Genomic DNA, 20,569 nt, shown 5'->3' with positions numbered 1-20,569 from the left:
TTTTAAAATTGAGATACTTTTAATGTACACGACGGTATAGACCTACAACATGTCCCAAAATAGAAACTTGATCTACGATAATTGGCTCCATTGTTGAGTTTTCAGGCTGTAAACGAAAATGACTTTTTTCCTTAAAGAAACGTTTTACGGTTGCTTCATTCTCTTCAGTCATTGCTACGACAATATCACCATTATCAGCTGTTGCTTTTTGTTTAACAATCACTAAATCTCCGTCTAAAATGCCAGCTTCAATCATTGATTCGCCCATAATTTCTAGCATAAATAATTGATCTTCACTTGTACCATAAATATCTGGTAGTGGGAAATATTCATCGATATTTTCAACAGCAGTTATTGGAGAACCTGCAGTAACCTTCCCAACTAATGGGACATGAATAACATGTTGCTTTTGAATAGAATCCTCTGGCTCTAAAATTTCAATAGCACGTGGTTTAGTTGGATCGCGTCGAATCAAGCCTTTTTGTTCTAAACGAGCTAAATGCCCATGAACTGTTGAGCTTGAAGCAAGTCCAACTGCCTCACCAATCTCACGTACAGAAGGTGGATACCCCTTTGCTCGTACTTCTTCTTTAATGAAATCTAATATGGCCTCTTGTCTTTTCGAAACTTTTTTCATAATGGCTCACCTCTTTTTTTAATCATTCTACTTATTAATAGTATAACAGAATGCGAACACTTAAGCAAACATAGGTTCGAAAAGTGTTTGACAAAAACGTTTGTTCGTATTAATATGAGAACATATATTCCGAACAAACATTCTAGAAAAGAGGTTTTAAACATGAACTGGTTAAAGAAAAATCCACATATTACAACTTTATTCGGAGCTTGTCTACTTTTTGCGGCATACCTTTTTATAACAGACCCAGGCGATGTAACGTACACAGAAATTGAAATCGCACATGGTGATAGCTTATGGTCGTTAGCCGATCAATACCGTGGTAAAATGAAAACGGATGAATGGATTAAGCTTGTGAAAACAGAAAATGAATTATCGAACATACAAATTATTGCAGGCAAATCCCTAGTGATTCCAGTAGTGGGTGACCAATCCTATCCTATAAATTCAATTGAAATTGCGAGAAACGAAAAATGATGATGAATCAACAATCGGCTGTTGTCTATTGCCGTGTGAGTACAGAAAAAGAGACACAAAGTTCCTCGTTGGAGCGTCAGCAAGAGGAGTTGATGCGCTATGCTAAAGAACAGGGCTACGAAGTCATGCGTGTTTTTAAGGACAAGCATAGCGGTTATGATGTGGAACGTGAAGGTTTACTAGAAATGCTCGATTTCATTAAAGAAAAAGAGATAGAAGCATTATTTGTGCAGGATGAAACACGCTTAGGTCGTGGAAATGCTCGAATGGCAGTATTGCATTTATTGCAGAAAACTGAAACTGATGTTTTTTCTATGCGAGACGAGGGGCCAATACAATTAAATGAAATGGATACGATGCTCCTAGAAATTTTAGCAATCGTAGAGGAGTACCAGCGCAGAATCCATAATGCTAAAATACGTCGTGGCATGCGTCGTGCCGTTGAAAATGGCTATCGCCCAGAAAACAATTTATCTAACCGTGGAAATCCAAATGGTCAAGAACGTAAGGAAGTCCCTGTAGACGAAATTGTCAACCTACGTAATCGAGGCTTCACCTTTGAGGAAATCGCCATGACTCTTAGAGGTCTAGGTTTTGAAGTAAGCAAAGCTACAGTCCATAGGAGATATCGGGAACATCAAGAGGGAAGCGGGCAAAATAAAGTGACGTTTTAATCAGTGGGAGTTTTATCGTCCCGCTGATTTTTTTTAAGGCTCTAAGCTCCCAAAGTGACGTATAGAATCGGCGAAGTAATGGATAGAATCGTCAAAATGCTGGATAGCCCGATCGACGAATAGAATGAGTAACTAAAATACATTTACCATGTGGAACTTTACCCAAGAGCAAATAAAAATAAGAGAAGTAGCGATCTCTACCTCTCTCCCTCATAAATTCACTATTATGTTGAAAAACATTTATTATTAATTAGCATTATTTCGTTATTCACGGTACCAATTTTCATTAAAAGAGAGATGCAGGGCTTTACCCACAGTAATGCCAAACTTTATAAAACCTCTACCTCTCGCAGTTATTATGTTGCCGTCTTGTACAACTAGTTCTTCAGAGAAATGATTAAGATCAAAGAAACCTAACTTATCCATACCTTCTTGTGATAATCCTACAGTATATTTTTTGTTCTTTAATACTCCAGCTTTTGCTAGAAGAGTTGGGCTGCTAGAGATGCTTGCAATGATCGCACCTTTGGCATTTGCATTTCCAATAAAATCAATTAATTTTTGCTCATGTATTAGTAAAGCTATATCCATACACCCAGGTAATATCAGGCTATCGATTTCGTCAAGATTAACTTCACTTATTTGTGTATCGGCTATACAAGATAACCCAGATTCCCCTTTAATTTCTTCACTGTTTAATCCAACAGTTACAATAGGTTTATTCCCTTGCATTAATATAGATAATGCCACACTCAGTTCATATTCACTAAATTGGGGATACAATAATACAGCGGTCTTTTTCATATAAATCTCTCCTCTAGAAACCGAAATAGACATAGTAATAAAGTAGATTTTATTAATACCTGAAAGGATCTTATGCCCATTCCTCATCTAAGACAGCATAGTAGTATTCATCCCACCACTCATCTCCGTTTGGTATACATTTTTTAAAATAACCCTCGCGCCTCATGCCGATTTTCTCCATTACTCGATAGGATGGGATGTTTTCTGGTTGGCATGTTGCAATAATTCTATGAAGTTTCTTTTCTTTAAATCCGTAATCCAGTACAGCTTTTGCTGCTTCAGAGGCATATCCATTATTGTAATAGTTCGGATTCAATACCCAGCCAATTTCATATGTATGGTCACCAAAATATTGATGGAAAACAATATGACCAATAACAATATTTTCGCTTACTAAAATAATAGGGAAGTATTTTGCTTTATCGCCTCTATTCTCTGAAACGAACTTTTTAGCTTCTTCCTCATTAAAAACGCCCTCGGGAATATACTTCATCACATTCGGATTCGAAGTATATTCATAGACAGCTTGCCAATCTTGAATTTCAAATTCTCTTATTAATAGTCTTTTTGTTTTGATAAACATTTCATTTTTCCCCCAAGCCGTGAAGTTTCACAATTTTTTTACTTTCTATTTATAAGCTCATCAATCTTTTTATTCATTTTTTTCACTTCTGATTTGTTATATAGATAAAATAACAGCCAAATTAGAGTAAATAGTAAAACACTAAAGAATAGCATTAACATAGTTATTCCTATAGATGATGTGGGAAGCCAATTTAAAAATAGTGCAACAACAATAAAAGTACCTAAAGAAATTGCAAAATGGATAGCTGTTTGTAGTAAAAACGTTAAACGTTCTACTTGATAAATATATGATGGTAATACACAAGCAAGCCCCACAATAATTGAACCTAGAGATTGTTGTATAAAGTCTGCCGTAATAGCTTCTAAAAAAATATCTCCAAAAATCCAAGAACCAAAAAGATTAATAAAAACAAAAACTGTACAGCCCATACTTACGCCAAACGCTACATTTTTAAAAAAATGCACCTATATTAAACCCCCAAACGGTTTTTAAATTGCTTTCGATAATTACGAGAAATTACTTCTTTAATGCCTAAAACTAACTCAATTTCCATTGTTCCATTAAATGAAGCTTCAATATTTTTAACTTTCGTTAGATTTATAATTGCAGATTTAGAAATCCGTATAAAATCATTCCCTAATTTTCGCTCTAATTCATATAAAGGTTTATTCAATATGAGACGATTATTATCTACATCATATAAAGCTAATTCTCTTCCTTCCGTTCGAATAACAATTATTGAATTTGGATCAATGATATATGTTTTATTATTTGCTATCCCTGTTAAAATTTGTTCTCCATGCTCTTGTTGTAATAAAGAAATAGCAGCTTGTATCGTAGGAGTAAGTTTTGCTGTACAAATTGTTACATGTGGCTCATCATACTCTGAATCTATTTTCACCTCTATTTTCAGCTTTATCACCTCTCAAAAAATTATAGCATATACATCGTTTTGGAAAATGCAGGTCATTCTTTGAAAAAGGCATCTTACACAATCATAACAACATGTTACTCCAAACGTATTGTTGGGGTACATTTCGTTCGATATATTGAGTTCAGGTAAAAGGGGGCTATGGATATTATGAATGAATTAACTACTTCAAGTGAAAGAAATAAAACTGGTTGGATATTAGCAAGTATTTCAACTATGCTCACAGCGAGTATAATCCTTTGGTTCTATAATAATCCTGAAGGTTTTATTGAAAATGGAATTGGCTTTAGGACAGATGTATTTTCGAATATATTTATTTGGATTTTTACGCTTTTTATCATAACGGGATACATTGCTTATACACTCATTGCAATACCTTTTGTAAAAGCTCATTTATTGACTATTTCTTGGCTTAAAGTAATTGGAATATGGGCTGCCATTGTGACAGGAATAGTAGAAGAAGTTGTTTTCAGACATTTACTTATGGAATACTTATTAACTCTTGCATTGTCAGACGTGACACAAATACTAATTTCAGGGATACTTTTTGGAATTGCTCATGGTGTATGGGTACTTTTGAAAGGGGATTGGAAGTTTGCATTACCTGCTATTATAAGTACCACAATATTAGGAAGTCTTCTCGCAACGCTTTATATTATAACTGGACGAAGTACCTTTGCACCAATTGTAGCTCATATTTTAATTAATATGTTTATTGAACCATGGCTAATGTTATCTGCAGTTTCTGGAAAATGGGATGGTAACTAATTGATTATGTATTTATATTTTATAAAAACGTGTAGCCATGACAGCGTGTTAGGCTACCTAGCTTGCTAATTGTCCTTAACCTGCGTTTTTATTTCCTTCCAAGTGAGTTTCGAGTAATGTTTCTAGAAATTCTCTTTATACTACACTAAAGAATAAACTGATACTTGAAAGGTTGGTATAACTGCATTTCAAGGGAAAACATGCTATACTTTGCATACCATATTCATTAAGATATGTATTGAAAGGTGTGTAACTATGTTATCAAAAGAAAAAATTAACCGAATCAATGAACTTTCTGCTAAGGCTAAAAGTGGTACATTAACAGAGGCAGAAGCTAAGGAACGATCAGCGCTTCGTAAAGAATATCTAGATACATTTAGATCAACTATGCGTGATACAATTGAAAACGTAAAAGTGGTAGATGCTGAAGGAAATGATGTAACGCCAGAAAAAGTTAAACAAGCGAAAAAAAATAAATTTCTAAATTAATGTGTCACATTTCTATAAAGTATGTAATAAAACGTTAATAGTATAACAAAACCATTGTTTTCTGAAGTAATGTTGACTAAACTGTATAAGAACAATATATAGGACGAGAAAGGATGTCACAAAATAATGACTCAACATGCGGATCAACTAGCGATTAATGCTATCCGAACTTTGTCAATCGATGCAATTGAAAAAGCAAACTCAGGTCACCCAGGTTTACCGATGGGGGCAGCGCCAATGGCTTATACGCTTTGGACAAAACAACTTCGCCATAATCCGGCTAATCCAAAATGGTTTAACCGCGATCGTTTTGTACTGTCTGCAGGTCATGGCTCTATGCTTTTATATAGCCTACTTCATCTAGGTGGCTACGGCTTACCAATGGAAGAAATTCAAAACTTCCGTCAATGGGATTCATTAACTCCAGGACATCCTGAATATGGTCATACTGTTGGGGTAGAGGCAACAACAGGTCCTCTAGGTCAGGGTATTGCTATGACAGTTGGTATGGCAATGGCTGAACGCCATTTAGCAGCTACTTACAATAAACCAGGACATGACATCGTTGATCACTATACATTTGCACTTTGTGGCGATGGCGATTTAATGGAAGGTGTAGCAGCTGAAGCTATCTCTTTAGCAGGTCACTTAAAACTTGAAAAGTTAATCGTTTTATACGATTCAAACGATATTTCTTTAGATGGCGATTTAGAAAAATCATTCTCAGAAAATGTTCAAAAACGTTTCGAATCTTATGGCTGGAACTATTTAAAAGTTGCAGATGGTACAGATGTTGCAGCAATTAACGAAGCTATCGAAGAAGCTAAAAAATCAACTGGCAAGCCTACACTGATTGAAGTGAAAACTGTTATCGGTTTTGGTTCACCAAACAAATCAGGTAAAGCTGCTTCTCATGGTGCACCACTTGGTCAAGATGAGGTTGTTTTAACTAAAGCATCTTATGAATGGGCACACGAGCCATTCCAAATTCCTGCTGAAGCATATGATACATTCGCAGCAGCTGCTGAAGTTCAAGGGGCACAACCTGAAGAAGCTTGGAATGCTAAGTTTGAAGCATATAAGCAAGAGTTCCCAGAATTAGCAGCACAATTTGAAAACGCAATGAATGGTCAATTACCAGAGGATTTCGCTTCAGAATTACCAGTTTATGAAGCAGGTAAATCAGTAGCAACTCGTTCTTCTTCTGGAGATGCAATCAATGCAATTGCAAAGAAAACACCATCATTCTTCGGTGGTTCAGCTGACCTTGCTGGTTCAAATAAAACAACGATGAAAGACGCTGGAGATTTCTCTGCAGACGATTACGCTGGCCGTAATATTTGGTTCGGTGTACGTGAGTTTGCAATGGGTGCTGCTATGAACGGTATGGCACTACACGGTGGTGTTAACGTATTCGGTGGTACATTCTTCGTATTCTCTGATTATGTTCGTCCAGCTGTACGTCTTTCTGCATTAATGGGTCTTCCTGTTACTTATGTATTTACACATGACTCAATTGCTGTAGGGGAAGATGGTCCGACACATGAACCAATCGAACACCTTTCATCTTTACGTGCAATGCCAAATTTATCTGTTGTTCGCCCAGCTGATGCAAATGAATCAGCAGTTGCATGGGAACTAGCAGTAGCATCTGAAAAAACACCAACTGTTTTAGTATTATCTCGTCAAAACTTACCTGTGCTTGACGCATCTATTGATACAGTACGTGAAGGTGTTACTAAAGGTGCTTATACAGTGTCTCCTGCTACAAAAGAAGTGGCAGATGCCATTTTAATTGCAACAGGCTCTGAGGTTTCACTTGCAGTTGAAGCACAAAAAGCATTAAAAGCTGATGGTGTAGATGTGGCAGTTGTTTCAATGCCATCTATGGATCGCTTCGAAAAACAAGATGCAGCTTACAAAGAATCTGTTCTTCCAAAAGCTGTAACAAAACGTCTTGCAATCGAAATGGGCTCATCATTCGGCTGGCATAAATACACTGGTTTTGAAGGAGACGTTCTTGCAATTGACAAGTTCGGCGCTTCTGCACCAGGTGAATTAGTAATGGAAAAATACGGATTCACAGTAGAAAATGTTGTAGCGAAGGTAAAAGCGCTATAATTTATAAAATACCGCAATACTTAGTAGGTTAAATCTCCTCTGAGTACTGCGGTATTTTTTCATGTTTAGAGGACTTCACTAAAGAAATCCAAATAGCTGCACAATGAATTAGTAGCATAATGACAAAACAGTAAAAGCCCTTGGTACCTCCTCCAAGGTTTAGCTCATCAGCTATAATGCCACTAAACCAAAGAAGCTGACCTGTGACAATTACTGAGAGGCTTGCAAAAAGTATACAAAACCAAATAGATACTTTTTTTACAATCACAATAATGAGTAGTAAAACAGCAAAAAGTAGGGTAGCTTCAAAAATCGGATCAAGAAGTGAAAACGTATTTTCATTTACGAAATGCTTATAAGTAAATTGAGTATCCACACAACCCCTCCTTAAAATTAATAACGTTTTTGGTAATAAAAGGTTTCTTGAAACTCATCTAGTATTAATTTCCATTTGGTATACAATAATAAATGTAGGCATCGAACTAGAAATGTTGAGAGGTATTTAAATGAATTCACAAGCAATACTTACGCAAGTAAAGAAAACTTTCTCGCAATTAGATTGTACAGGTGGCGGAGTTATTATTAATAAGCATGGTCAAACCGTACTAGAAGAATATTTTGGTGTGCAAGGACAACAAAAAGACGCCAAAAGTGTAGGACCACATACTCTTTTTCATCTTGCTTCTGTTCGTAAAACATATGTAGGATTTGCTGTAGCATATGCGCTTTATCATAACTATATTGCTTCAATAGATGATAAACTAAGTGATTATTTAGAGAATGAAAAAATATTTGCTGATGTATCGATTAGACATCTACTCACCCATACTCACGGTTTGCGTCGGCAAAATGAAAAAATAATGAAGGAATTCAAAGCAGGATATAACTGGGCATACCGAGATATCAATGTAGAACTACTTGCTAAAGTCATTTTTAAAGCAACTGGAAAAACTATTGCAGAAATTGTGGATGAGCAAGTATTTCAGCCATTGTCTATTACTGAAACAAATTGGTTCAGTGAAAAAAACGAACAGCATATAGAAGTAATACATAATGATAGTCCATTTTGGTATGAAAGCGAAGTATGTGATGGTAGCAAAATGAATATGTATAGCACCTTAAGAGAGCTAGCTAAGTGGGGACAAGTGCATCTTGATAAAGGGAGATTACACGGAAAACAAATTATACCTGAAGAAATCATACAGTTATTAACGACAATTCAATCCCCGAATACTAAACCAAAGAACTTGCCAACTAATGGTTTTTTCTGGTTTGTTCAGCCACAACAGAGAGAAGGGATTACAGAGTTAAGCCCAATATTACCACAAGGAAGCCTTCAATTACTTGGTTACACAAGTGTTGCTCTATTAGTAATTCCTAAAGAAAATATTGTGGCAGTTCGTGGATTTAATAGCTTTGGTTCACCTGAAGGGTTTGATTACATCAAGGATATTCATGATTTTGGTTCTAGCGTATATCAATCAATTCAATAAAGGGATAATAAAAGGAGCTAGTAATGAAAAAGTATAGCGTAGTGTTATTTGATTTAGACGGTACAATATCTGATCCTAAAATAGGGATAACGAAATCTGTTCAATATGCTTTGGAAAAAATCGGTATAGTTGAAGAAGACCTAGATCATCTTGAAACGTTCATTGGGCCACCGCTGCAAGTATCATTTAGAGAAATATATGGAATGGATGATGTTCAAATACAGCAAGCGATTGCTTATTACCGTGAACGTTTTATCCAAACCGGCATATATGAGAATAAATTGTATCAAAATATATCATCTTTATTAGAATATTTACAAAAGGAGGGTTATCAATTAGCAATAGCCACATCTAAGCCAACTGTATTTGCAGAACAAATTATACAATATTTCAACCTTGAACGTTTTTTTGACTTTGTCGCTGGTAGTAATTTAGATGGTACACGATCAGCTAAAGGAGAAGTTATCGCATTTGCACGTGAACATTATAACGAGGTTAATATTGATCAATTAATTATGATTGGAGATCGTAAATACGATATTGTTGGGGCACATGAAAATCAAATTGATTCTATCGGTGTTACTTATGGTTATGGCTCACTCGAAGAATTAACGGATGCACAAGCAACATACATAGTGAACAGTGTAAACGAGCTACAAGAACTTTTTAATAGATTAGGTTAAACAAATACGAAACTGCATTTCTATCAATGCAGTTTCGTATTTTTTTTGGTAAAACAGACAAAATCGCTGATAGCCCAGGTAGAATCGCTGATAAAAGAGCGAAAATCGCTGATAGCCCGGGTAGAATCGCTGATAAAAGTGCAAAAATCGCTGATATAACCCAGCAGAATCACTGATAAATCAATCGACTCAAGAAAAACTACTTCGCAAGCCCGTTTTGAAAAGCGTAGACTACTGCTTGTGTGCGATCTTGAACATCGAGCTTCGCTAAAATATTGCTAACATGTGTTTTTACGGTTTTTAATGCAATGTATAAATCGTCGGCAATTTCCTGATTGGCTTTGCCTTTAGCCATTAGCAATAATACTTCCATTTCACGCTCGGTAAGCTGCTCGTACAGTGGGGTACTATTGCCGTGGCGCATGCGATGCATCATTTTTGATGTTACTTCTGGCTCTAAAACAGTTTCGCCACCCATTGTTTTACGAATGGCATCGGCGATTTGCTTCGCATTGGACGTTTTTAAAATATAGCTGACTGCACCAGCCTCTAATGCAGGGTAAACTTTATCATCATCTAAAAAACTTGTTACCATCATAATTTTTGCTTCTGGCCATGCTGCTAAAATTTCAGCTGTCGCTTCAGCTCCTGTCATGATTGGCATTACATTGTCCATTAAAATAATGTCAGGACGCAGCTCAAGAGCACGTTCCACTGCCTCTTTACCATTTTCAGCTTCACCTACAACAGTGATATCTGGTTGTGCTGACAAATATGCAGAAACGCCGATACGTACCATCTCGTGGTCATCCACTATTAACACTTGAATCATTTACTTCAACCTCCTTTTGTAGAGGAACTTTAACCTCTACAATTGTACCTTCTCCAGGCACTGATACAATTTTGTACGTACAGCCAATCTCTACAGCACGTTCAGCAATGTTTTGCAGTCCGTAAGAAGTAGATTTATCGGCTTCGACATCAAAGCCGAGGCCATTGTCCTGGATACGTAAAATGGCTAAATCATCGCGGGCAACGAGCAGTAATTCAACTTCACTCGCTTTGGCATGGCGTAGCGTATTCGATAACGCCTCCTGTGCAATACGGAATAAATGATCCTCCTCCGCTTTGGATAATGCCATTTCCTCAAGCTCATATTCAATATGAAAGAATACTTTTTGTTGTAGCTCAATAATGAGCTCCTCAAGACCTTGTGCTAGCGTTTTATTATGCAGAGCTACTGGACGTAAATGTAATAATAATGCGCGCATTTCAAGCTGTGCCTGTTGAACAATTTTTTCGACCTGCTTTAAGCTTGTAGCATTTTCATCGGTTTCGGTTAATGCGGACAGTAACATCGAAGCGGCGAATAATTGCTGTGATACAGAATCATGGAGCTCACGAGCAAGGCGTTGACGTTCAGCAATAATGCGCTCTTGAATAATTTTATCGTTAGCTTCTGCACGTTCATTGGATAATCGCTGTAAGCTTTTTCGTTGAGTATCAATTAGCTCACTAGTTTGAACTAAAGCTTTTTTCAAAGGCTTTGGTAAAGGCTGTTTTTTAGGTAATACAAAATCAGGTTCAACTAACTGTTTTACGATGCGGGTTGCCTGAGCTTCTCTTGCACGGGCAGTCATACTAATCCAGCTTGCAATCAGTAAACTAATTGCAAAAAGGGTGACGACAATAAAACCACCGAGTGGAATATTATTATAATTCTGTTGCCATAATGGCTCCCATGTTTTCTCGTTTGGCTCGCCCCAAACAGCGACAAGGAGACCGAATGTAGCACTCATCAACATAAAAAGTAAAGTAAATATTCTTGAGATAAAGGCAATCATTTACGTAGCACCTCCAAGTCCCCGAGCCATGTTGCAACGTGTATGACAAGTGTACGTTTTGCATCCTCAGGGTTCCCATCTGAAAAACTTACACTCTCATTCAGTAAGCGTTGTGGTCCAACATGTAGGCATTTTATTTCACCAAACAATGTCGTATAGTGTAAGCGGAATGGAATTTCATAGGGGATATAAATTTGTACCTTACCAATGCCCTGTCGAATCGTAATGATGCTTGTGCCGGCAGGTAAAATTGTTTGTGTTGTGTCAATCGTAATATCGCCTGCAAGTCGCTGTATTTGGACATCTTGCCATTTATAGGCTTCCACTGGCGCAGGCAATGTACCGAATAATTCGTTTTTCGTAGTGGGAAGCTTTTCGAAAAGCTCCAAACCAACAACTTTGGCTTTATTTTCTCTTTGCAAGTATTGATAGAGCATATATAAGAGAATGATGACGATAAATAAGCGTAAACTCCACATCGTAAAGAGTGCAATGGAGATAAAGAAAATTCCTGTCCATTTAAAGAAACGATTTTTTTTCGAGAAGCTTAAATAAAGAAGTCCTACTCCAATCAATAGACAAAAGGCGCCACCGTTATTAAAAATTGTGAGCTCCACAAAAACGAGTAAAAAGAAGCATAGTACCCCAAATGTGAGCTTATTAGTTGTGAAATTTTGCAAGAGGGTCAACCTTCTTTCTACAAATTGATGAGAGAAGACGAACTTCTCCTAAAATAAAAGTATTTTTAATTATCTTCAAGCATTTTTTTGATTGTGTCATTCATCAACGTTGAATCCAATGTATTTGGATAATGAGCAGAGTGCTCTAAAGTGATAAACTCCTTACCATTTGGTGCATCTATTAACTCATAATATTGCTTTGCTAATTCATAGTTCGTCTGTTTATCATATTTACCTTGTATAAAATAAACAGGTATATCTATACTTTTTACAGAATCAAAAAAATTAGTAAGAATGATTTCTTTTTTTAGCTCTTGGCTTTTTATAAGGCTAAATTGTGGTCCTGAAATAAATGCTTTATACAGATCCTGTAAAGAGTAATCAGGGGAAGTAAAAGCCCCTTTTACCAATTCAAAGATATTTACTTTCTTGATCGTATCATCAAAATAATTCATGCCTTTATATTGATTGATAAGATCGCTAAATTGATCCTCATCTTTTGCTAAATAAGGACCTTTTCCTATATCTTCTAAAATTCGGAGTGTTTTTTTATCTCTATTAGCTCTGGCTTCACTCTGTAACCAATTGTATCCAAGTTCTTGGCCTTTAATAGTACTGGTTAATTGAGAAATTCCTAAGTAGGCATGGAACTTCTCAGGATAATTAGATACTAATTGAGTTCCAATGACTGTACCGAAGGACTGACCAATGACAAATATTTTTTCCTGCTGATAGTGTTCTCTAATATAATCCACTATTATATTAGCATCTTCTGTAAATTGAGAAAGGGTCAGTGTATCATTCGTTATTTTCTTGTTAAAACTTTTTCCGGAACCTCTTTGATCATAATAAACGGCAACGCAATTTTCGGTTATTTCAGGATACAATGTTCGCGCACTCACGCCATAGGGGAATGGTGATCCTGGCCCACCATGTAAGAATAAACAAAATGGTTTCTCCTTATCTTTTCCTTCTACCAATATATATTGTTTATCTCCATTTACATTGATTTCCTTTAACTCGCTAATACCACCATTTTCGATGATTTCAGCACTTTGTTGTTTAATTTGTTGTTGTACAATGAAGCGATAACCTAATAACATGAATATAAGTAATATAAGAATAAAAATTGCAAAAAGACATATTTTAATCATAGGACTAAACCACTTTCTGTTTACTATTATTTTCATTATTACAATTTCCTTTATCTCTTTTTGGTCACCTTCAATAAGTGCAAAGGTTTTTCTTCAAAGAAATGGGATGCTTCAATAATTGAGGCATCCCTTATTTCTTTTATTATAACATGTTATTTTTTTCAATTAGCAGTTATTGTTATTTATTTTCAATTAGCAGTGGTGCGTCTTCTGCGACATTTTTTTCTAGCTGCGCAAGACGAGACTCGAAAGATGTTACTTCATGATCTTTGTCGATTTGGTAAGCAAGCTTATCGATATACGATTCTAAATCTTCAAAGTTGGTTTTGTTGTTTTTAGCAATCATTCCGTCCATTTGATGGTGAGCGCGTGTGACGTTTTCTTTGCCCATAAGCTGTAATTGACGCACTTTCATGTCTTTAATTTTGTGCTTCATCGTTTCAAATTTGCGTTCAAGCTCGAAGTATTCACGTGTACTAGCTTCGATACTAGCTTGTAATGTATTGTTACGTGCTGTGTAAGCAGCAACTTCATCAGAAGCAAAATCGATTAAATCTTGTTCGCCGCTAGTAGTAGCTAATGTTAGTTGAGACTCACGTTTAGCTAGTAATTCTGCATTTTGCTTAAATTCTTGCTCTAGTTTTTCTTTTAACTGACCTTGACGCTCTAATAATTTTCCAGTTTGCTCTGTTTGTTTTTCTGCTTCACGAATGTATTGGTTTAACATCGCAATTGGATTTTTTTGTTCCTTCTTATCAAATAACTGATGTAAATCTGCCTCTATTGTATATTTAAAACGTTGAAATAAGTTCATGTAAATTCGCTCCTTTTATTTTGTTAAGTTAGACCACTCTTTTTCAAAGTTTGTAAATGGATCTTCTTTTTTAGCTTCAATTGTTGGGATTTTTACATCTTCGCCATTCCATTTTTTATAGATAACATAGATGACAGCGATTGCTGCTAAACCAACCATTGCAGGGATATTAGATATTGCTGATAGCACACCAATCAGACCCACTGTAAACCATAAGATTTTACCGAATGTCGATTTACTTGAAGTGTAGAAGTGCATACCGAGTGCTACAAACAATCCAGAAAATAGTAGACCTGCAAGTGGTCCAGTTAAAGCGAGTGCAACACATCCTGCGATAAAGCCTCCGATTAGTAGAAAAAATTTTCTCATATGTTTTAGCTCCTTTCGTTGATACCTTTATATTACCTATTAGAAAGCTTTGCTAAAACGGACTGGAAATTGATTTTACTCTAGGTCTTGAGGCTGAGAATATTCTAAGTACTATAGAAGAAGCTTAAAATTGTAAAAAACTTAATTAGCCATAAAGCATTTGATAGAACGGAAAGTAGAAAGTTTTCGACAAAAATAGAAGATGAATGCCTCCTTCGTTTGACAAATTAAAAAGTTTGGATGAGCTATACTTATGAAAAAGAAATGAGCGAAGGAGGATTTCTAGTGAGAACCTATTCCATATATAAAATAAAAGAAGAGCATTTAACGTTTATTTTCGGCAGAGAGCGTAAGTTATTAGAAATGATGCAGGGCTGTGAAGACGCTAACGAGAAATCCTTAAAAGAGCTTGCATATATATGTGAAACCGTACGCTTCGATGAGATTGCTACGATGCTTGAGGCGCAACTAGATTCTAAGTATGCACATTTAGAGAGAGCTCGTAATGCTTTATTTTTAGAACATCCTATAAAAGGAAAAATGGCTATTTATTTAGTGGAACGCAAAATTTGTGTTTATTGTGAGGGTTCACGAATGCTTGATTTGGATCTATTCCAAATGCTTGCGAAGATGAGCGAGCGCTTTATTGCATTTAATAAACAAGATAATGAGTGTGGGTGGCTAAAGCCAATGAAGTATACAATGCATTAGGAATTTTCACTACAATATATAGTAACACGCTAATATTTGGTGTATAATGGAGCGTGGAGAGTTTTTTTCTCGGTATATATTGTAGTGGAGGAGGTTGGTTGTATGCCTACATGGGGCTGGATTATTATCGTAATTATCGCATTAGCAGCGGGCGCAGCACTTGGTTTCTTTTTAGCTCGTCAAGCTATGATGAAATATTTAAAAGAAAACCCACCAATTAACGAACAAATGATTCGTATGATGATGGCGCAAATGGGTCGTACTCCGTCTGAAAAGCAAGTACGTCAAATGATGTCACAAATGAATAAATTCCAAAAATAATTGGAATTTTTAAAGAACAACTAGTCCAAGCCGGGCTGGTTGTTTTTTTACTTCTTATAGCAATTGTTTACTGTGCGAAAGCGAAGCGACAGCAACAACTGTTTACTGTGCGAAAGCGAAGCGACAGCAACAACAATTACGCCAATGTAAAATTGAATTTTATAAATTATTTGAATAATTTATAAAAAGCATATAAATCTATCGGAAAACTCGTTATAATAAAAATATTCTATATAAAGGAGTTGTTTGTATTGCAGAAAGAAAAAACAAATGTTGAAAGTTTTGATTTAGATCATACGAAAGTAAAAGCGCCATATGTACGTTTAGCAGGTGTTAAAACAGGAAAAAAAGGCGATGAAGTGTACAAATATGATATTCGTTTTAAACAGCCAAATAAAGAGCATATGGAAATGCCTGCATTACATTCCCTAGAGCATTTATCGGCAGACATTATTCGCAATTACTCTGATCATATTGTTGATTTCAGTCCAATGGGTTGCCAAACTGGCTTCTATGTATCGCTAATAAATCACAATGATTATGAAGACTTATTAAATATTTTAGAAAAAACATTTATGGATGTAACAAAGGCCACTGCAGTCCCTGCGTGCAATGAAGTACAATGCGGCTGGGCAGCTAGCCATAGTCTAGAAGGTGCACAAGCGTTAGCTAAAGAATTTTTAGCAAAACGTGATGAATGGCATATCGTTTTTGCAGAATAAAAAATTTAAAAACCTTGCGTATCGAGCTGCACCCAATTGTTAACACCATCTAACAATTGGAAGTGTAGTTCAGTATTGCAAGGTTTTTTATGTTATCTGTGAGAGTCGTGCCACTTTGCTTTTCCACAGATACATTTTGAGGAAGAGCCATACTTTATTTAATATGCCACTTTCATTTCATTGAAAAATAAAATGGTCAAGGAAATTTTTATGAATGTTATGGAGCTTAAAATGAGGGTGAATTCAATCCTAGGCTACTCGCTTTCCGTCTTTTATGATGCCGCTGACATGTCAGAAGGTACATGCTATGTGAATTGGTTGATTGGAGTGGAGACTGGGCGACTCCTTGGGAAATAGCGCTAGGGGAACGAAGGCTAAAACCATCACGTCCTGTGATAACGCCTTCGTGACCAACATCGTGTTGGCTTAAGCGACTCATCGGACGCCCCCAGGAAACTTTGCTCTGCGCGAAAGCAACAAATGTTTTCTGTAGCGAAAGCAAAGCGTCAGCGGCAAAGCGCCCAGTCGGAACGGAAATCAACCCCTCGTTTTGCAGAAGAGCTACATTTTATTTAATGTTGACACATTGTTTTCATTTGTCCTAAAAATGAAATGGAATGACATTAGATGAAGAAGAATCACGATTAATTTTTTGATAGATGAAGTTTTCTAAAAAGTCATGGATTAAATCCTCATATTCAGCCATATTTTCATTAAAGGACTGTGCATGAGCACCTTTATCAAAAAGCTTCAGTTTCTTAGGACCACTTTTTTTATTGTATAAATCCAGTGACATGGAAGCTGGGATAAATGTGTCAGGTATACTATGGATAAAAAGCACAGGCTTTTCGATATTTGTCACAGCCTCAGAAGGTGTCACGCTTTTAAACGAATAACCGTCTCGTAAGCGGACAAAAAAATCTGCAAAACGAATTGGAATAATCGAGCCGTATTTAAATTCCGTCTTCGCAATTTGTTTCAGCAGCATTGAAAAATCAGAAAACGCGCAATCAGAAATATAGAAATCTGCACCATCCTCTACAGTTCCTGCATATAGTAGCATTGTTGCGGCACCCATCGATTCACCGTGAATACCAAGAATAGCGTCTTCACCAATCATTGCCTTTATCGTTTTGACTACTGCGTCAAGGTCATTTTTTTCATAATAGCCGTAGCTAGTCGTTTTTCCACCTGTCTCCCCATGTCTACGATGGTCAAAAATAACGGAATTGTAGCCAAGTCGTTCAAAAAGTCGAGCATATTTGACGGAGTTGATTTTATTTTCTGTTACACCATGGCAAATAATGATGGTATTATTTGTTTCCAATGGCTGAAACATAATGCCGCGAATTGTATAGCCATTTGGCGAGTCAATATTTAATTCACATTTTAAATTTTTATTGTACCAAGCTTCATCAAAACGTTTAGCAGTGGTTTCACGTTCACGAACAAATTCAGGATCCTTTTGCTTAATGTACATTAATTTATTGGAAAGCGCGAAGCCGAACAGACCAGTTGCTGCTGCGGCAATCGTCGTTGTTATACCTGAAAATAAAAGCATTTTCTTTTTCATTATTAGCACCTCCACGTCCTGTTTCTTTTGTTGTCTTGGCATACAAGCGACATCTTTCGTATGTATGCACTTTTCTTAATTGTAATGTTCCCAACTGAGATTGTTTAAAACACGTCAACATTTTACATTATCTTTAGCAAAACTGCGATTATTTCTATTATCGAAAATCGTCAAAATATTTGTTAAAATAGATATATCTGCTAGTAGCATATGCATGCAGTGTTCATTTTTGAACGGGGAAAAGGGGAGAATGTTTATGACAAAAGAGGTAGTAATAGTAAGTGCTGTACGTACAGCTATTGGTTCATTCCAAGGAACATTAAAGGACGTACCAGCGACAAAATTAGGGAGTATTGTTATTGAAGAAGCATTAGCACGTGCTGGTGTAGCAGGTGAACAAGTTGACGAGGTTATTATGGGGAATGTCTTATCAGCTGGACTTGGACAAAATCCAGCTCGTCAAGCAGCGATTGCAGCAGGCTTGCCACATGAAGTATCTGCATTAACGATTAATAAAGTTTGTGGCTCAGGACTAAAATCGGTTCACTTAGCGACACAAGCCATTTTAGCAGGTGATGCGGATATTGTCGTTGCAGGTGGCTTTGAAAATATGAGCCAAGCACCGTATGTATTAAGAAATGCACGAGAAGGCTTCCGCATGGGAGATCAAAAAGTAGTCGATACGATGATTCATGACGGATTATGGTGTGCATTCAATGACTATCATATGGGCGTTACAGCTGAAAATTTATGTGATGCCTATGAGATTTCCCGAGAGGAACAAGATGCCTTTGCAGCACGTTCACAACAGCGTGCAGAAGCGGCAATGGCAGCAGGGAAGTTTAACGAGGAAATCGTTGCGGTGGAAATTCCTCAACGTAAGGGCGATCCTATTATTTTTGATAAAGATGAATTCCCACGTCAAGGCGTTACAGCTGAGTCGCTATCAAAACTACGACCTGCCTTTAAAAAGGATGGCTCTGTAACAGCAGCAAATGCATCAGGCATTAACGATGGTGCAGCGGCTGTCGTTGTCATGTCGAAAGAAAAAGCGGACGAGTTAGGCATTCGACCTCTCGCACTAATTACAGCGAATGCAAGCGCGGGTGTTGACCCAGCTATAATGGGAACTGGCCCTGTAACGGCCGTAAAGAAAGCATTGGCAAAAGCTGATGTAACGTTAGATAATATAGATTTAATTGAAGCAAATGAAGCTTTTGCAGCTCAATCAATCGCTGTAGATCGCGAACTAGGCTTTAATCATGATAAACTAAATGTGAACGGGGGCGCAATTGCCCTTGGCCACCCGATTGGTGCAAGTGGAGCACGTATTTTAGTAACACTTTTACATGAGATGGAAAAGCGTGATGCAAAGACAGGTCTCGCAACACTATGTATCGGTGGTGGACAAGGTGTAGCAACTGTAGTCAAGCGCCCTTGAAGTGAATAAGAAGGTGAATTGCAATGGGAAAGAAACGAAAACAACAGCAACGCGTGGATAGTAGCGTAACAGCTAGTCTACCAAAGCAGGAGGCAGTTACATTAGCCGATCAGCTAGGCGGTGACGTGCTTGCCAAATTAAAAGCGGCCAAGCAAGATTTAACAGCGAAAGAGCAGGCCGCAGAAGAAGAGCGCCAAGCAAAACTAGCCTTTGAGCGCAAACAACGTGAAAAAAACAAATCGTTTGAGGAACTACTAAACGAATACGGCGATAAAGGCTCAAAATTTTAAAGAGAAACAGTGAATCCAAATGTGGATTCACTGTTTTTTATGTTTTATCGGAAAGATTTCGAGATTTATCGGAATGATTTTTGTTTTTATCGGAACAATAGTAGTGAAGAAGAATTTATTTACATTATATTCCTAGGATGATAAAATTAATCACCTTTAAATACAAGGGTAGAAGAGTGCTATCCTTTATTTAAAAATAAAAAACGGGAGACGCTGCCAATACATATATCTCTTAATAATAGTTTAGTTACAATCTATGATAGGAGAGAAAAAATGATTGAATTAAGCACTAAAAAATTAAGATTAATCCCATTAAATGCAAAATGTTTAGACTTACTAATCAATGATGAAAAGTCATTGGAAATAGAGTTGTCAGTTAGTAGTAAAGAAGTTTATCTTGATGAGGAACTAAGACAAGCTTTGAAGTTTAGACTAGCAAAGGTATTAGATGATGAAAAAAATTATTTTTGGCATACAAATTGGTTAATCGTATCGAAAGAAACAAATAGTATTGTTGGTGGCATTATGCTAAAAGGACTACCGAATGAGCAGGGCGATGTCGTAATCGGGTACTATACATTTCCACTATATCAGGGAAAGGGATACATGACGAAAGCTGTTAGGAAGATGAAAGATTGGTTACTACGTCAATCTAACGTTAAGTATGTAATTGCCGATACGGATAAAAATAATATTGCCTCACATAAAGTATTACAAAAAGCAGGGGCAATTTTATATTCAGAATCTGAAGAACTATATTTTTGGAGATTCGAATAAGATTATAAAAAACAAAGGGAACACTTTAAATTTTTTTAAAAAGAGTCAAAGTAATACACTTAATAGATTAGTATCCTATATACAATGTGCAACATTATAATACGATATTTTTAAGCTGAACTAATTTGTTATAGTTCAGCTTTTATTTGTGTTTAAAGACATAGTCTGAAAATATTTAATAAAAATATAGTATATGTAAATTTTTCTATC

The 20,569-nt window shown here is 36.4% G+C and carries 26 protein-coding genes; 13 read left to right on the top strand and 13 right to left on the bottom strand.

Translation table 11 applies throughout. The features are described 5' to 3' along the window. Positions 1–19: 19 nt before the first annotated feature. Entirely contained in the window at positions 20–637 is a 618-nt protein-coding gene (lexA, locus tag ACQKOG_RS00390; protein ID WP_402867962.1) for a transcriptional repressor LexA, read from the bottom strand. 162 nt (positions 638–799) lie between these two features. On the opposite strand from lexA, the gene yneA reads away from it, so the two are divergent. Together yneA and ACQKOG_RS00380 are read left to right on the top strand one after the other, a co-directional pair. Then, the gene (yneA, locus tag ACQKOG_RS00385) at positions 800–1,114 is read left to right on the top strand and encodes a cell division suppressor protein YneA (RefSeq protein ID WP_427444279.1); all 315 of its coding nucleotides are present in this window, start codon (positions 800–802) and stop codon (positions 1,112–1,114) included. After that, positions 1,111–1,788: a YneB family resolvase-like protein gene (locus ACQKOG_RS00380; protein WP_402867959.1), complete on the top strand. Its 678-nt coding sequence runs from the start codon at positions 1,111–1,113 to the stop codon at positions 1,786–1,788. The genes yneA and ACQKOG_RS00380 overlap by 4 nt, the downstream gene beginning before the upstream one ends. A 264-nt stretch (positions 1,789–2,052) precedes the next feature. On the opposite strand, the gene ACQKOG_RS00375 is transcribed toward ACQKOG_RS00380, so the two are convergent. The 4 genes from ACQKOG_RS00375 to ACQKOG_RS00360 form a co-directional block, all read right to left on the bottom strand. Next, a complete protein-coding gene (locus ACQKOG_RS00375; protein ID WP_427444274.1) occupies positions 2,053–2,592 on the bottom strand; it encodes a DJ-1/PfpI family protein in 540 nt (179 codons plus the stop codon). Positions 2,593–2,662: 70 nt separating this feature from the next. Continuing rightward, the gene (locus ACQKOG_RS00370) at positions 2,663–3,175 is read right to left on the bottom strand and encodes a GNAT family N-acetyltransferase (RefSeq protein WP_427444271.1); all 513 of its coding nucleotides are present in this window, start codon (positions 3,173–3,175) and stop codon (positions 2,663–2,665) included. 38 nt (positions 3,176–3,213) lie between these two features. Beyond that, positions 3,214–3,642 (bottom strand): DUF3021 domain-containing protein, encoded by a 429-nt coding sequence (locus ACQKOG_RS00365; protein WP_427444269.1) that lies wholly within the window; start codon positions 3,640–3,642, stop codon positions 3,214–3,216. 5 nt (positions 3,643–3,647) lie between these two features. Beyond that, on the bottom strand, positions 3,648–4,079 hold the full coding sequence (locus ACQKOG_RS00360) for a LytTR family DNA-binding domain-containing protein (protein ID WP_427444266.1): 432 nt from the start codon (positions 4,077–4,079) through the stop codon (positions 3,648–3,650). A 180-nt stretch (positions 4,080–4,259) separates the two neighbouring features. Between ACQKOG_RS00360 and ACQKOG_RS00355 the strand changes: the two genes are divergently transcribed. The 3 genes from ACQKOG_RS00355 to tkt all read left to right on the top strand — a co-directional run bounded on the left by ACQKOG_RS00355 (position 4,260) and on the right by tkt (position 7,487). After that, positions 4,260–4,877 carry a CPBP family intramembrane glutamic endopeptidase gene (locus tag ACQKOG_RS00355; protein WP_427444263.1) on the top strand — a complete coding sequence of 206 codons (618 nt, stop codon included), beginning with the start codon at positions 4,260–4,262 and terminating at the stop codon, positions 4,875–4,877. A gap of 255 nt (positions 4,878–5,132) precedes the next feature. Next, positions 5,133–5,366 carry a DUF896 domain-containing protein gene (locus ACQKOG_RS00350; protein WP_132363207.1) on the top strand — a complete coding sequence of 78 codons (234 nt, stop codon included), beginning with the start codon at positions 5,133–5,135 and terminating at the stop codon, positions 5,364–5,366. A gap of 126 nt (positions 5,367–5,492) precedes the next feature. Continuing rightward, positions 5,493–7,487, top strand: coding sequence for a transketolase (gene tkt / locus ACQKOG_RS00345; RefSeq protein WP_427444260.1), 1,995 nt, complete (start codon positions 5,493–5,495; stop codon positions 7,485–7,487). A 28-nt stretch (positions 7,488–7,515) separates the two neighbouring features. Here the strand turns inward: tkt and ACQKOG_RS00340 are convergent, their stop codons facing one another. After that, complete coding sequence (locus ACQKOG_RS00340; protein ID WP_370075072.1) at positions 7,516–7,863, bottom strand: hypothetical protein; 348 nt, start codon at positions 7,861–7,863, stop codon at positions 7,516–7,518. A gap of 130 nt (positions 7,864–7,993) precedes the next feature. On the opposite strand from ACQKOG_RS00340, the gene ACQKOG_RS00335 reads away from it, so the two are divergent. Together ACQKOG_RS00335 and ACQKOG_RS00330 are read left to right on the top strand one after the other, a co-directional pair. Continuing rightward, a complete protein-coding gene (locus ACQKOG_RS00335; protein WP_427444257.1) occupies positions 7,994–8,980 on the top strand; it encodes a serine hydrolase domain-containing protein in 987 nt (328 codons plus the stop codon). A 23-nt stretch (positions 8,981–9,003) separates the two neighbouring features. Then, on the top strand, positions 9,004–9,663 hold the full coding sequence (locus ACQKOG_RS00330) for an HAD family hydrolase (RefSeq protein ID WP_427444254.1): 660 nt from the start codon (positions 9,004–9,006) through the stop codon (positions 9,661–9,663). Between the two features lie 199 nt (positions 9,664–9,862). Here ACQKOG_RS00330 and ACQKOG_RS00325 read toward each other — a convergent pair whose 3' ends face one another. From ACQKOG_RS00325 to ACQKOG_RS00300, 6 genes are all read right to left on the bottom strand, one after another. Then, entirely contained in the window at positions 9,863–10,495 is a 633-nt protein-coding gene (locus ACQKOG_RS00325) for a response regulator (RefSeq protein ID WP_427444251.1), read from the bottom strand. Then, on the bottom strand, positions 10,470–11,507 hold the full coding sequence (locus ACQKOG_RS00320; RefSeq protein ID WP_402872070.1) for a sensor histidine kinase: 1,038 nt from the start codon (positions 11,505–11,507) through the stop codon (positions 10,470–10,472). The genes ACQKOG_RS00325 and ACQKOG_RS00320 overlap by 26 nt, the downstream gene beginning before the upstream one ends. Beyond that, positions 11,504–12,187 (bottom strand): cell wall-active antibiotics response protein LiaF, encoded by a 684-nt coding sequence (gene liaF / locus ACQKOG_RS00315; RefSeq protein WP_427444248.1) that lies wholly within the window; start codon positions 12,185–12,187, stop codon positions 11,504–11,506. Before liaF ends, ACQKOG_RS00320 begins: the two co-directional genes overlap by 4 nt. 65 nt (positions 12,188–12,252) lie before the next feature. Then, positions 12,253–13,377 (bottom strand): alpha/beta fold hydrolase, encoded by a 1,125-nt coding sequence (locus ACQKOG_RS00310; protein ID WP_427444245.1) that lies wholly within the window; start codon positions 13,375–13,377, stop codon positions 12,253–12,255. Positions 13,378–13,519: 142 nt separating this feature from the next. Further along, a complete protein-coding gene (locus ACQKOG_RS00305; protein ID WP_370075065.1) occupies positions 13,520–14,155 on the bottom strand; it encodes a PspA/IM30 family protein in 636 nt (211 codons plus the stop codon). A gap of 15 nt (positions 14,156–14,170) precedes the next feature. Beyond that, the gene (locus ACQKOG_RS00300) at positions 14,171–14,524 is read right to left on the bottom strand and encodes an ABC transporter permease (RefSeq protein ID WP_370075064.1); all 354 of its coding nucleotides are present in this window, start codon (positions 14,522–14,524) and stop codon (positions 14,171–14,173) included. 285 nt (positions 14,525–14,809) lie between these two features. Between ACQKOG_RS00300 and sirA the strand changes: the two genes are divergently transcribed. From sirA to ACQKOG_RS00285, 3 genes are all read left to right on the top strand, one after another. Next, on the top strand, positions 14,810–15,235 hold the full coding sequence (sirA, locus tag ACQKOG_RS00295; protein ID WP_053483154.1) for a sporulation inhibitor of replication protein SirA: 426 nt from the start codon (positions 14,810–14,812) through the stop codon (positions 15,233–15,235). 102 nt (positions 15,236–15,337) lie between these two features. Next, positions 15,338–15,556 (top strand): YneF family protein, encoded by a 219-nt coding sequence (locus tag ACQKOG_RS00290; protein ID WP_049668607.1) that lies wholly within the window; start codon positions 15,338–15,340, stop codon positions 15,554–15,556. A 251-nt stretch (positions 15,557–15,807) separates the two neighbouring features. After that, the gene (locus tag ACQKOG_RS00285; protein WP_370075063.1) at positions 15,808–16,278 is read left to right on the top strand and encodes an S-ribosylhomocysteine lyase; all 471 of its coding nucleotides are present in this window, start codon (positions 15,808–15,810) and stop codon (positions 16,276–16,278) included. 601 nt (positions 16,279–16,879) lie between these two features. On the opposite strand, the gene ACQKOG_RS00280 is transcribed toward ACQKOG_RS00285, so the two are convergent. Then, positions 16,880–17,851: an alpha/beta hydrolase gene (locus ACQKOG_RS00280; protein ID WP_370075062.1), complete on the bottom strand. Its 972-nt coding sequence runs from the start codon at positions 17,849–17,851 to the stop codon at positions 16,880–16,882. Between the two features lie 256 nt (positions 17,852–18,107). Here ACQKOG_RS00280 and ACQKOG_RS00275 point away from each other — a divergent pair, with 256 nt between their 5' ends. From ACQKOG_RS00275 to ACQKOG_RS00265, 3 genes are all read left to right on the top strand, one after another. After that, positions 18,108–19,292, top strand: a complete 1,185-nt coding sequence (locus ACQKOG_RS00275; protein ID WP_427444240.1) for an acetyl-CoA C-acetyltransferase — start codon at positions 18,108–18,110, stop codon at positions 19,290–19,292. Between the two features lie 23 nt (positions 19,293–19,315). After that, positions 19,316–19,582, top strand: coding sequence for a YqkE family protein (locus ACQKOG_RS00270; RefSeq protein WP_132363177.1), 267 nt, complete (start codon positions 19,316–19,318; stop codon positions 19,580–19,582). Between the two features lie 273 nt (positions 19,583–19,855). Beyond that, positions 19,856–20,359, top strand: a complete 504-nt coding sequence (locus tag ACQKOG_RS00265) for a GNAT family N-acetyltransferase (protein WP_427444237.1) — start codon at positions 19,856–19,858, stop codon at positions 20,357–20,359. Positions 20,360–20,569 lie beyond the last annotated feature (210 nt).

Source organism: Lysinibacillus sp. NPDC093216, assembly GCF_050280325.1.
Classification (GTDB): Bacteria; Bacillota; Bacilli; order Bacillales_A; family Planococcaceae; genus Lysinibacillus.
This window is presented reverse-complemented; position numbering and strand designations above follow the sequence as displayed.